Annotated in this window: 3 protein-coding genes; all 3 read right to left on the bottom strand. The window is 73.1% G+C overall.

Annotated elements, in window-relative coordinates; translation table 11 throughout:
* Positions 1 to 78: 78 nt before the first annotated feature.
* Genes ACZ4VF_RS06955 through ACZ4VF_RS06945 form a run of 3 tightly spaced genes read right to left on the bottom strand, consistent with a single transcriptional unit; the run spans position 79 to position 13,342 of the window.
* Positions 79 to 4,068, bottom strand: coding sequence for an Eco57I restriction-modification methylase domain-containing protein (locus tag ACZ4VF_RS06955; RefSeq protein WP_467923584.1), 3,990 nt, complete (start codon positions 4,066 to 4,068; stop codon positions 79 to 81).
* Entirely contained in the window at positions 4,068 to 7,004 is a 2,937-nt protein-coding gene (locus tag ACZ4VF_RS06950) for a helicase-related protein (RefSeq protein WP_467923583.1), read from the bottom strand. The genes ACZ4VF_RS06955 and ACZ4VF_RS06950 overlap by 1 nt, the downstream gene beginning before the upstream one ends.
* 23 nt (positions 7,005 to 7,027) lie before the next feature.
* A complete protein-coding gene (locus ACZ4VF_RS06945; protein WP_467923582.1) occupies positions 7,028 to 13,342 on the bottom strand; it encodes a protein kinase domain-containing protein in 6,315 nt (2,104 codons plus the stop codon).
* Between the last annotated feature and the right edge of the window lie 203 nt (positions 13,343 to 13,545).

Genomic DNA, 13,545 nt, shown 5'->3' with positions numbered 1-13,545 from the left:
CCACGGACGGTGCGCCGTCACGCCGGATGCTGTCGAGAGGAGAGCATCCGTCGCCGTTCCCTCCGCGCGACCGCCAGGTCAGGAGGCCGGGAGAGAGCCGCCCGGGTGGCGGGGGCCGTGGCCCGGGGGCGGTGTGAGGGTGGAGGTGTAGGTGTCGCCCTCCACCAGGGGGGTGTCCGGCGTGAGGCCGGCCTCCGTCATGCGGTCGTACTCCTTGAGGATCAGTTCCCTGGTGCGGTACGCGCCGTACCGGGCCTCGTCCTTCCGTCTGACGATGGGGAAGGTGTCGAGGACATGGACGACGTCCTCGCGGGAGATGCCGTACAGGTGGAAGAAGAAGGCGTCCAGCTCCGCCCGGATCCGCCGGCGGCGTTCCTCGTCCCAGCGGAACGGCGCCCCGTCGTCGCCCAGGTGGCGCGCGAAGGGAGTCATGTCCGCCGCGGTGTGGACGAGTTCCAGGACGCGCGGCACCACGTACGCGCTGTGGACGGCCAGCGTCCGCGGGGACGGTACCGGGAGCTGACGCAGGTAGATCATGGTCAGGTGGGTGCCGGCGACCTTCTGCCGTGCCACGTAGTCCAGCGCGAAGGAGGACAGCGCGGCCACGAGCAGGGGCGCGTGGCGGGGGTCGGCCAGGGACGCCAGGGGCAGGGTGTTCGCCAGGGCGGCCCGGGGGAGGAGCGCCGCGATCACCGTGCGTTCGTCGGTGGACCGGCAGATGTCCCGCCAGCCCAGCATCCACTCGGCCTCCCACCGCCCGGCCAGCCGGTCGTCCACCACACCGCGGCGCACCCAGTAGCGGGGCCGGGCCTCCGCGGCGGGGTCCGTGCGGACGACGGCGTCCTCGTCGCCGTAGGTGAACCACCTGTGGTCGTAGTGGTGGAGCATCTTGGCCTCGTACACCTTGTACGCGGCCTCCCCCTCCGGCTCGTCGTCCAGGAGTTCCCCGGCCGCGTGGGACAGGTGCAGCACCTCGACGTACTGGAAGCCCCAGGGGTTGGTGCCGGGCGCGGCCTCGTCGACCAGGACGGGGACCTGACGGTAGACGCCCAGGGTGATCTCGGCGTCGCGGCGGGAGCGGAACACCGGGCACGTGCCCGTGTTCGGGTTGAGCAGGGTGATCTCCTCCGGGGTCAGCGTGAAGGACCTCCCGGGCTCGTCCAGTTCGTGGGGGCCGTGCAGGAAGAAGGCGAACTCGGCCTCCGGCTCCCGCGCCGCGCGGCCGGTGAGGGACAGGATGCTGAACTTGAAGGAGCGGTGGACGTTCGGGAACAGCGGCGCGGCGTTCTCGAAGTCGTACAGCGCCGCGAGGGCCCCGGTGTGCACGAGGTCCTTGAAGAAGTACTGCGTGGTCGCGTCGGTGGCGATCCCCGTGGGCACGACGACGCCCATGCGGCCGTGCGGGCTCGTCAGCAGGCGGTCCGTCTCCGAGAAGACGGCGTACGTGTTGATGTCCCCGCGGCCCGTCAGCGGACAGCGGCCGGCGTCGCGCAGGAAATGGCTCTCGCCCTCCGACCTCCGTTTCGCCGCCTCGTACGCGGCGTACAGGACGTGCCCGTCGTGGGTGTCCCGGAGTCCGGAGATGAGCTTCTTCCGGGCGGCCGCGTTCCCGGCGTTCGCGATGGCGGGGTCGCGCTGCGCGAAGAACTCCTGCTCCTGGAGCTTGATGCGTTCCCAGGGAGGGTTGCCCACCACGCAGTCGAACCCTCCGGCCCACCCCGTCGCCGGGTCGACGGCACCGCCCGCCGCGCCCGCCTCCGGTACCGAGAAGACCTCCGGGAACTCCAGGTGCCAGTGGAAGAAGGCGTACTGGTCCCTGAGGCGCACGATCTCCTCGTGCGTGGACCGCGGCGCGGCGTCGGCCGACGGGTCCTGGAGGCGCTGGAAGACGTCCTGGGTGACCGCGAGCGGGGCCCCGGGCCGTTTCGGCCACACGAACGCGGCGCACCACGCGTCCGCCACGTGCAGGGCGTGCGTGTACTCGGCCGAGCGGGACCAGTCGAGGTAGGCGGCCTCCTGGCGGCGGACCTCGGCCAGGGTGTCGGATCCGGCCGTGGTGATGCGGCGCAACCGGGACGCGAAGGCGTCGTTGGCGACCTTCGTCTCCGTGTCCAGGTCGAACAGGCCGCCCTGCCCGGCGCGTTCCCGCCGGTTCTGCTTCTCCAGGGCCTTGGCGAACTTCCTGTCGTCCCCCTCGATCGGCTTGAACGCGTCGTCGGGCACGCCGTTCTCCAGCAGGGCGGGTGTCGCGCCGACCAGGGCGTTGCCGCGCTTGACGTGGGCGTCCAGGAAGCCGAGCGGTTTGCCGGGTTCGAGGGCCTCCAGCCACAGGGACACCTTGGCCAGTTCCACGGCCATCGGGTTGAGGTCCACGCCGTACACGCAGCGGGCGACGACCTCGTGCAGGGCGTGCCGCACCGCCTCGACGGGGGGCTCCGGGAGGCGTTCGCGCACCGCCGCCACGCGCTTGGCGATCCTGCGCGCCGCCGCCACCAGGAAGTGGCCCGAGCCGCAGGCCGGGTCGCAGACCGTCAGGGACAGCAGCTCACGCACGATGGCGTCGGTCGCGTCCGCCGCGCCGGCCGCCGAGGCGGCGGCCTCGCCGCGCTTGACGGCGTCGTCGAGCACCGGGTCGAGGGTGGTGTCCAGCAGGCGCTCGATGAGCCCGGACGGGGTGTAGTAACTGCCCGTCGTCTTCCGGGCGTTGCCGACCAGCTCCACCAGCTCGAAGGTGCGCTCGGCCGCGCTGTGCTGCGGGACCAGCTCCAGCAGGGACTCGTAGACCGAACCCAGTTCCTCGGCGTCCAGGTGGCGGTAGTCGATGGCACGCCGGCGCCGTGAGCCGCTGTCCCGGACCTGGGACAGGTGCCGTACCGCGGTCAGCAGGTACTCGTTCGACAGGGACAGCCCGCGCAGCGGGGCGTCCGCCTCCGTGTCGGTGAAGATGCCGCCCAGGCCGGGCAGCCCCAGCTCCGGCCGGCCGTTCTCGTCGCCGAGGGCGTCCAGGACGATGCGCAGGGACTGGTACAGGTCGCCGTGGGAGGTGCCCCGGCGGCGCCGCGCGTGGGCGCGCAGGCGCGCCGAGGAGAAGTACCCGGCGTACCGCTCCCGTGCCCGCGCCGACGCGCCGGGGCCGTGGAGCACGTCCCGGTCCTCCGCCACGAACAGGAACAGCAGCCGGTAGGCGAGCCGGAGCAGGGCCGTGTGCAGCGCCCCCACGTCGAGGTGCTCGCGCAGGGCCGCGTTGTCCGGGTGGCGCAGGAAGCCCGTACCGAGCGTGGTGATCGCCTCCTGCACCCCCTTGCGCAGCTGGTCCAGGGCGCGCGTGCCGGACGCGATCGCCTCCGTGCGCCACTGCTCCAGCCGGCACCCGGCCGCCGCCCCCTCCGCCACCTCGAACCGTGACGCGTGCAGCAGCCGGTACAGCAGGGTGAACTCGCTGAACAGCTCGCCGTCGAAGATCGACTCCAGGTCGAACTCGACGTACGAGGCCGTGGCGAGCGCGCTGGAGTCGCGCAGCAGGCGCAGCCGGCGGCCGTTGGTCAGGACGCCCCACAGGTGGGCCTCCGTGCGGTTCAGGCACTCCTGGAGCATGGACTGCGGCGGGACCGTGCCCGCGCCGCCCGGTCGCCTGTCGGGCTCCGTGTTCCAGGGGGTCTGGTGGACGAGGGCGTGGCCCCAGCGGTGGGAGACCGGGAACGTCTTCTCCGGGTCGGAGTCGGCGGCGATGCCCGCCCGGCCGACCGGGGTGAGCCGGCCGAAGCCCAGTTCCCGCCAGAGGGGGGTCAGCCAGTCGGAGAGGGCGATGCCCGTGGGGTCGGCGGCGGGGACGCCCGTCTCCCGGTCCTCCGGCAGGCGCTCGCGCAGCTCCCGCCACAGCGGCTTCAGGTACTCCCAGCTGCGTTCCGCCTCGTCCCGTACCGAACGGGACGAGGGCAGGCCGTAGTCGGCGGGCCGGGAGCCGGGGACGTCCCTGTCCTCCGCGATGCGCAGCAGCATGTCGGCCGGCAGCAGTCCGCCGACCGTGTGGACGGCGGTGAACACCTGGTTGCGGGTGGTGGCGGACATCAGGCGGGGGCTCCAGCGGAAGCGGACGGGGCGGCGGGCAGGTAGACGTACGCGCCCAGCACGTCCGCCGGCTTCTGGGCCGTCACCGACAGGCCGCGGACGATCTCGCCGGAGGCGGCACGGACCCTGCGGTGGGCGGCGTCCAGGTCGGCGGCCAGCTCGTCGCCGTACGCCTCCAGGTGCGCGTGGACGTCGGGGAGCTGCCCGAGGATGCGGGTCATCGTCCGCTCGCCGAAGTGCGGGTCGGTGTTCTCCGTCGCGGTGGCGTCCAGCAGCTCCGCCGCCCGCTCCCGCGGCAGCCAGACCGCGTTGCGCGGCGCGCCCTCGAAGGCCAGCAGCCTCGCGTCCTCCGCCACCAGCTGCCGTTCACCGCCCCGCGAGGGGAGCGTCAGGTGGAAGCGGTAGCGGACCAGCAGCAGGGTGGTCCGCGTGGTCACCGCGTCCGTGGTGACCACACCGCAGCGGCGGGCCGGGCGGGCGCCCTCCGCCCGGGGGTCCAGGGCCGCGTTCAGGACGTGGGAGGCGAGCGCGCCCACCACCGGGTCCGTGCGGACCAGGGCCGCCTCCCCGCGCCCCACCGCGGGGTCGCCGCGGAACGGGATCTCGCGGTCCTTCTCGATGATCTCCGCGCCCACGGTCGACGCGAGCGCGTCCCGCAGGCCCACCGGGGTGCCGCCGACCTGGGCGGTGAAGTCGTCGCCGTGGTCGCGCAGCACCGCGCCTAGCGCGCCCAGGGCCTCCCGTACGAACGTCCGGATCTCGCCCGCGCCGCCCAGCGCCGCACGGATCGAGGCGACCTCGCGGGCCACCTCCTCCGGGTGGATCGAGCGCTGCGCGAAACGGGAGCGGGAGGTCCGCTCGCGTTCGGCCGCCGAGTTCCAGTCGTTCTCCAGCCTCGCCCGGCTCGCCCTGAACCCGTCCGCGCCGAACAGCGCGTCCTGGTCCTCGCGGCCGCGCATCAGCAGCCATTCCACGATCGCGTCCGTCACGCCCGTGGACAGCTCGTCCGGGACCGACACGGAGATACCGAGGTCCTTCTTGATCTGGCGGTGCTTCTTGATCAGCACCTCCAGGACCTTCCCGTCGATGCCGTTGTCGTCGCCGTACAGGGTGACGACCCGGACCTCGTCGCGGCGCTGGCCGTAGCGGTCGACGCGGCCCTCGCGCTGGTCGTGGCGGGTGGGGTTCCAGGCCAGGTCGTAGTGGACGACGGCGTCGAAGTGGTGCTGGAGGTTGACGCCCTCGGACAGGCAGTCGGTGGCGATCAGGACCCGGCGGGCCGCGGCGTCCTCGCCGGCCTCCGCCGCCAGCGCCTCGATGCGTTCGATGCGCTGCTGCGGCGACAGCTCACCGGTGACCGCCTTCACCACCGTCCTGGCGCCCAGCGGGCCGCGCTTCTTCTTCTCCGGGTCGTTCGCGAGCTGCTCGGCCAGGTACTTGGCCGTCGGGATGTAGCGGCAGAAGACGATCGGGTGGTAGCCGTCGGCCAGCAGCGCCTTGAGCTGCCTGATGAGCGCCTTCAGCTTGAGGTCCTGCTCCGGCCCCTCCAACTGCCGGGCCCGCTCGGCGAGTTCCGCCAGCCGGGACTTCGGCGCACCCTCGTCCGTCTCGGCGCCCGGTGCGACGTCCATGCCCTCCAGGGCGTCGCTGTCGGCCGCGTCGCTGTTCAGCGGGGCGCCCAGCTTGTCGGCCTCCTCCACGCTGGCCGCGATCGCCGCGGCCGAACGGGTCGTCAGGGTCTGCGCGGCCGCCCGCGGCGAGGACACCAGCGAGCGCAGCAGCGCGATCGCCGACCACCAGGCGATCCGTGCCTCGCGGCGGCCCCGGACACCGGCCTCCTCTACCCGCTCGCCGGCGTACGCGATGGCGTCGTCGAGCAGGGCCCGGTAGTCGGGGGAGAGCTTGTACGTCTCGTCCTTGAAGTAGCGGTCCGAGGGGAACGCGGTGCGCTCGGCGAGCGAGTCGTCCGCCAGGCCGTCCTCCTTCGTGAGGTACCGCCGTACGTCCGCCCGCTTGCGCGCCACGAAGTGCCGGGCCAGCAGCTTCCGGCCCGCCTCCGACTCCAGGTCGACGTGCGCCAGTTCCGGCTTGACCAGGCCGAGCAGGTTCCGGAACGCCGACTCCTTGCCGCTGTGCGGGGTCGCCGTGACCAGCAGCAGGTGGCGGTCGGCGTCCTCCGCCACCCGGCGCAGCAGCTCGTGACGCAGCTGGCTCTGGGCGCTCGCGGAGGTGTCGTCCGCGGCCACGCAGGTGTGCGCCTCGTCCACGATCACCAGGTCGGGGCAGTGCCGCACGAAGTCGTCGCGGTGGCGCGGGGACTTGATGAAGTCCGTGGAGACGATCACGTTCGGGTACCTGTCGAACAGGGACTGGCCGAGGTCCAGGCCGCGCTCCAGCCGGGACACCGTCGAGGCCAGCACCAGCTCGGCGTCGATGCCGAACTTGCCGCGCAGCTCCTGCTGCCACTGCTCGGCCAGCGCGGGCGAGCACAGCACGGCCAGGCCCGTCGCCTCGCCCTGCGCCAGCAGCTCGCTCGCGATCAGGCCCGCCTCGACCGTCTTGCCGATGCCGACGTCGTCCGAGATCAGCATGCGGACGGTCTTCTGCCGCAGCGCCATCAGCAGCGGGACGAGCTGGTAGGCGCGGGGCTCCACCGCGATGCCCGCCAGGGAGCGGAACGGGCCCGCGCCCGAGCGGAAGCCCACCCGCAGTGCCGTGCGCAGCAGACCGGCCGCGCGCTGGTCGCCGAGGTCGGACGGCTCGGGCGGGGCGAAACGGGCCTCCTCGACGGGTTCGAAGGGGAGGACCGCCGCGATGTCGTCGTCCGAGCCGCCCAGCGGACGCAGCACGAGCAGGTCGGGCTCGCTCTCGGGGAGTACGACCCACTCGCGGCCGCGTGCCCTGACCAGGGATCCGGCGGAGAACGTGAATGCCATGGTGATCGTCAAATCCTCTTGGTTCAGGGTCGGTTCGCGGCCGGAGAGCCGAAGTAGCGTGCGTGGGCCCGGGCGATGACGTCCCAGTCGGCGCCGTGCGGGAAGCGGACGACGTCCCAGGTCGCGTCGTAGAGCCGCTCCTCGGCGTCGGCGTCGCGCAGGGCGTTCTCCTCGGTGCCGGGGCCGTCCACGAACACCGCGACGTTCGCGCCGGGGAGCCGGTACACGAAGTCCGGTGCGGCGTTCGCCTCGGTGAGGAAGACGTCCTTCTCGTCCGGCAGGCGCAGGCCCCGCGCCTTCACCCAGCCCAGGAAGTCGCCCTGCGCGGCCGGTTCGGCGTCGGCGCGCTCGGCCGGCGCGGGCTCGGCCGGCGCGGGCTCGCTCGCCGCGGCCGGGCCGGCGAGCAGCCGCCGGTACTGCTCGGAGCGGGACTCGCCCCGCTCCTCGCGGCGGGCCGTCGCCGACGCGAACCGGACCAGGAGGGCGGCCACCGTGCGCCGGTCGATCTGCGCGTGGTCGAGCTGGTTGCCGTAGGTGAGCAGGCACTCGTAGCAGCCGCGCGCACAGGGGCGCCCGGGACGGTGCTCCTCGCCGCCCCGGTCCTCGCCCTCGGGGGAGAGGTGGCAGATCTCCAGTGCGCGGCGGGCCGCCCTGGCGAGGGCCTCGTCCTCGGCCTGGAGCCGGCGCAGCACACCCGCGCCGCCCTCGGCGGCCTCCATGAACAGGATGCGGCGCCGCGGGCCGTGGTCCGGCGGCAGCAGCTCCCCGGCCAGCTCGGCGTCCTCCAGCTCGAACGCGGCCTCGATGCCCCGCTCCAGCGCGTACATGAACGTCAGCGCGACCGGCTCGGGCAGCGCCTCGTCCAGGGTGACGACGAGGATGTTGCGCCGGTCCTCCACGTACGGGATGACCCGCTTCTTGCGGCGCCGCTCGTTGCCGTCGGCGTCCACCAGCGGCAGCTCGGCGGAGTCGCCGGACGCCTCCGCCGCGTCCTTGTCGTTCATCCAGCGGCCGTCGGCGAGGTCCAGCCAGTAACCCGCCGGCTCGTCGGTACGGGCGCGGACCCGGCCGGTGTTGGTGATGCGGACGGTCGCGGAGTCGCCGTAGGTGATCCGGGCGAGCTGCCCGCCGCCGTCGGCGACCGTGGCGTTCAGGCGGCCCTTGCGGACACCGTGGTCGTGGAAGCGGTACGACGTCTCCAGCCGGAAACCGGCGCGACGCCGCTCCTCCTCGTCCGAGGAGATCCGCTCGCGGCGGGTGGTGTAGACGGTGTGCAGCTGCAGCAGGCCGTACGTCGCCGCGCCGAGCGGCTCGTCGCAGAACCGGCAGCGGTCCTCGCGGTCCTCGGGATCGTGGTGGTAGCCGCAGTGCGCGCAGCGCCGGGCCTCGCCGGTGGTCAGCTCGCCCGAGGAGTCCGGCGGCAGCTGGACGCGGGTCACCTGGTAGCGGGCGCCCTCGTGGTACACGAGCGCACCCGGGCCGAACTCGCGGATCGCGAGGAAACGGGGGCGCTGGAGGTAGTCGCCGTCGCCGCGGCGGCGGCCGACCGTCGGGATGTACGCGGCCAGCGGCAGGCGCGGGAAGCTGTAACCGGGCAGGAAGCCCTCGGAGGCCAGGTAGCGGTAGGGGTTGAAGTCGGACAGCACCGACTTGCTGTCCACGCTCTCGTTCATCAGCAGGTTCAGCTGCGTCTCGGCCTCGCGGCGGCGGGCGTTGGCGCGGTTGCGGTCGGCCTCGGTGAGGCTGTAGTCCAGGCGCCGCCGGTTCTGGACGTACTGGTCGTTCAGCGCCGCCCGGAACAGGCTCCGCCAGCGGTCGAAGGCGCGGTCGAAGCGCAACGCGACCGTGCGCACCCGGTCCTCGATCCAGTCGTCGTGCCACCACGTCGTCTCGGCGAAGTCCCTGAACAGCGGGCCGAGGACACGCAGGGCCGCGTCCACCGTGCGCCGCTGGGCGCTCTCGTCGTGCGCCGCGTCCCGGATGTCGGGCAGCAGGTGCAGGGCCGGGTCGGGGCGGTCGCCGGAGTCCGGGTACGAGACGTCCAGGACGTCGGGGACCGAGCGGCCCAGGCGCAGGCCCGCCTCGGCGATCCACAGGCCCTGCAGGTGGGAGAGGACCAGGTCCTCGTTGGCCAGGTCCAGACGGGGCGGGGCGACCGAGCCGGCCACCATGCGCTCGGAGCGGCGGAAGTAGTACTGGTCGTGGCTGTTGCCCGTCGCGCAGTACGTCGTCACCAGCGCGGGCTGACCGCTGCGGCCCGCGCGGCCCGAACGCTGGGCGTAGTTGGCGGGGGTGGGCGGCACGTTGCGCATCATCACCGCGTTCAGCTCGGAGATGTCGACGCCCAGCTCCATCGTGGGGGAGCAGTACAGCAGCTTCAGCTCCGCCTCGCGGAAGGCCTTCTCGCGCGCCTCGCGGTCCTCCGGCGACACCTGCGCCGTGTGCTCCCGGGCGTACAGGCCCGACAGGGCGTCGGCCGTCTCCCGGTACAGCGTGAGGAAGAACGTGTTGATGCGGGGACCGTCGCCGCTCTGGTAGGTGCGGGTCAGCGGGTCGTGGGCGCCCGACTCGCCCTTGCCGGCCCGCCACACCAGCGACTGGGCGGCCACCCGGTACCCGGTCGTGGTGGCGGAGGACGCCCTGCGGTAGCGGCCGGCCCGCTGCGGTGCCGCCTCCACCTCCTTGACCAGGCCGGCCCCGGCCAGCACCTTCAGCAGCTCGGTGATGATCAGCTGGACGTCGTCCTGGTCGAGGTCGCGGAAGGCGCGGTCGGCCCGGCGCAGGTACTTGCCGAACTTGCCGCGCGCCGACAGGAACAGGCCGGAGCGGTCCATGCCGGGCCGGGAGGGGTGCGGGTAGGCGGTGCCCACCCGGGGCTTGTCCGCGGAGGACAGCACCCAGGGGTCCACCAGCCGCTCCTCGCTGGCCCGTTGGAGCGAGTCGAAGGTGTCGTCACGGAAGTACGACACGTCGATGGCCAGCGAGCGGCGCATCTCGTCCAGCAGCGTCCTGGTGATCTCGGCCCGCAGCGCCGGGTCGGCGTCCCGCAGCGCCCGGTGGGTGCCGTCCCAGCGGTCCTGCCTGGCGGCGACCCAGTCCAGGTCCTCGTAGTCGATCTCCAGCAGCCCGGTCTGTTCCAGGTTGGGCATGGTGACGCGCCAGCCGCGCTCCAGGTCGAGGTAGAGCCGGAAGGCGACCACGTCGCGCAGCGTGCGGGCCGCGTTGCGGGCCAGCGACGGCGGCAGGTCGCTCTCGCCGGTGTAGTCGCCGGGGCTGACGGCCAGCGTGCCGGTCACCGCCGAGGCCAGTTCCTCGTGGTGCAGGCCCTCCTCGCCGGCCTCCAAGGCCGCCCGGTACAGCGCGCCGCGCAGCTGGGTGATCTGCACGAAGTCGTTGAAGTGACCGGCCTGGAGGGAGGCGTCCTGCCGGTTGTCGACGAAGGTGAGCAGCTTGCGGGCCCGCGGGTCGAGCGCCTCCCGCGGTACCGACTTCAGCGAGCGGACGATCGACGCCGAGACCAGCGAGGTCGCCGAGGAGCGGCCCTCCTGGTCGAGCGTGGCCAGCTTGGCGAAGTCCCGGCCGCGCGTCTGCTCGTAGGCCACACCGCAGTGCAGGCAGAACAGGAACGGCGACGGGATGAACGCGGCCTTCAGCTCGCCCCGGCCCTCCTGCCCGAACGGGTCCACGGTGACGGCCTTCGGGACGCGGTCGCGGTAGGCGCGCTTGACGACCTCCTGGCCCGTGTCGTCCAGCTCCAGCCAGGACTCGGGCAGCCGGCGGTCGTGCACGGCGTACCGCACGTCGGACGGCCACTCCCGCTCGTGGTCGACGTAGAGGTAGCCGTCGCCCTGCCTGCCGCCCGTCGCCGAGGTGTCGCGGCGGGCCTCGTAGCGCACCTCGCCGTCCTTCTCCGTGCGCCACACCGTCAGGTACTCCTGCCCGCACTCCCGGCAGAAGGCCAGCGGCATCAGCAACTTGCCGCCACTTCCCGGCTGTTCGAGCTGGTAGGAGCGGGTGAGGTGACGGGAGGCCTTGTCCTCCAGGGTGACGTACACCGTGTCGCCCTTGGACAGGAACTGGTGCAGACGGAACGCGAACAGGGGGCGCTCGGTGCGCGGGTTGCGGGCCTGCGCGCCGGCCTCCAGGGTGTCGCGGATGGCCTGCGCGCACCTCTCCTCGTCCACCCCGGACAGCTCGTGCAGCTCCCGTGCGGCGACCTCGACCTGCGTCGGGGGCCGCCGCACCAGCCGACCCCCGGCCGCGTCCTCGGCCAGCCCGAAGCGGTCCTCGATCCAGCGGGCCAGCGGGTCGCGCACGAGGTCGTCGTAGCCGCGCGGGGCGGGGGAGGCCAGCCGCTCGGCGGGTACGGCGGCGGGGGCCTCGCCGGTCGCGCGGACCAGGGTCTCGCCGATGACGTGCTCGGGGCGCACCGGCGTACCGAACAGCGTGCTCGCCACACGGGCGACCACCTGGCGCTGGTCCTCCGGCGTGCCCTCCGTCGACATGGTGGCCGACGTGCCGATGCACTGGAGGTCCTGCGCCCGGCACGCCTCGCGGACGCGGCGGATCAGCAGGGCGACGTCGGCTCCCTGGCGGCCCCGGTAGGTGTGCAGTTCGTCGAAGACGAGGAACTCCAGGCCGCGGGCCATGCGGATGAGGCTCGCCCGGTCGGCCGGGCGGGTCAGCATCAGCTCCAGCATCACGTAGTTGGTGAGCAGGATGTCCGGCGGGTTGTCGCGGATCTCCCTGCGCCTCAGGTCGCCCTCCTGGCCGGTGTAGCGGGCGAAGGTGACGGGCTCCCGGCCCTCGCCGTAGCCGTCGTGGAGGAACTTCCGCAGCTCCTCCAGCTGGCTGTTGGCGAGCGCGTTCATCGGGTAGACGATGATCGCGCGGACGCGCTTCGGGGCGTTCGGGCCCTCCTCGTCGCGCCGGCGGAGCACCCGGTCGACGATCGGGACGATGTAGGACAGCGACTTGCCGGAGCCGGTGCCGGTCGTCAGCACGTACGAGGCGCCGGACGCGGCGGCGTCGATGGCGTCGCGCTGGTGCCGGTGCAGGGTGAGCGGACGGCCGTCGCAGACGGTGCCGCCCTTGGTCTTCCTCGCCTGGAAGACGCGGGCGCACTCCGGGTGCAGCACCTTCTGCTGGGCCAGCTCGACCACGGAACCGCCGCCCTGGAAGAAGGGGTTGAGCGACAGCCAGGGATTCGGCCACTGGGACTTGTCGTCCAGGTCCTTCGCGACGTACGCCTTGACGCGGTCGTCGCGGATGACGGTGCCGCCCTCCGTGAAGGAGCGGTAGTCGCGGATGAGGGCCTCGTGGACGCGGAAGACGTCCATGCCCGAACCGGACGCGGCCACCGGAGCCGGCTGCTCGGCGGGGGCCCGGACCGGCTCCGGGGCCGCCCGCCGCAGGGGCCGCGTCGGGTCCAGTTCGTCCCAGGCGGGTACGAGGCTCCGCTCGTCCGCGGGTACGGCGAGGGGGAGCAGCGCGTCCCGCACGGTCACGGCGTCGGCCGGGCGGTCCGCGGGGTTCTTGGCCAGCAGCCGCTCCACGAGGCGGGCCAGCTCCGCGGGGATGCCGTCGCGGATCCGGCGGACGGGGGCCGGCTCCTGGTGGACGTGCCGTTCGGCCAGCTCGTAGGCGGACTCGCTGGTGAACGGGGGGACCCCGACCAGCATCTCGTACAGCACGCAGCCCAGCGCGTACAGGTCGGCGGCCTGCGTGACCTGCCTGGCCTGGCACTGCTCCGGCGCCATGTAGCGGGCCGTGCCCACGCTGACGCCGGTGCTGGTCAGCCGCGTCTGGTCCGGGTCCTCCACGATGCTGCCCATGCCGAAGTCGAGCACCTTCACCGTGCCGCCGCGGGTGAGCATGACGTTGGCGGGCTTCAGGTCACGGTGGACGACGCCCTGCGCGTGGGCGGCGGCGAGCCCCGCGGCGATCTGCGCGCCGACGGCGGCGGCCCAGGCGACCGGCAGCTGGGACTCCTCCTCGACCAGGTCGCGCAGCGAGCGGCCGTCCAGCAGCTCCATGGCCAGGTAGGGCAGGTCGTCGCAGTCCCCGGCGATGCCGCCCGCGACGAGCCGGGTGAGATTGGGGTGGTCGAGGCGGCGCATGATGGCCACCTCGCGGGCGAAGCGCTCCACGGCCTTGGTGTCGCTTCCGGTGGCCACGCGGATGCCGGTGCGGCGGCGCAGGACGGTCTTGACGGCGACCGTACGCCCGGGAGCCCCCTCGGGCACCCGGAGGTCCTCGGCCTGATGGACCTCTCCCATGTTGCCCCTGCCGATGGCGCGTCCGATGCGGAATCTGCCGTCGATGAGCTGGTGGCCCACTGCCGCTCCTCTGCCCTGTGCTGCCTTCGCGCTGCCCATCCTGTCAGGGGTGGCGGTGAGGCACCTCGAACCGTACACGAGGAGGCAGGATTGGTGAAGTGCGTGCACGTTGACAATGTCAACGCGGTGAATGCGTCCGGGTTGGAATCGGATCGGACTCTTCGAGCGCGGCCTATCATGGCCCGGGCCCTCACGGCCCGCGT

This window comes from Streptomyces sp. NPDC029151, assembly GCF_055564315.1.
This window is presented reverse-complemented; position numbering and strand designations above follow the sequence as displayed.

Coding starts and splice junctions, on each gene's coding strand:
- ACZ4VF_RS06955 (WP_467923584.1), bottom strand. CDS start 4,068: ATGTCCGCCACCACCCGCAACCAGGTGTTCACCGCCGTCCACACGGTC.
- ACZ4VF_RS06950 (WP_467923583.1), bottom strand. CDS start 7,004: ATGGCATTCACGTTCTCCGCCGGATCCCTGGTCAGGGCACGCGGCCGC.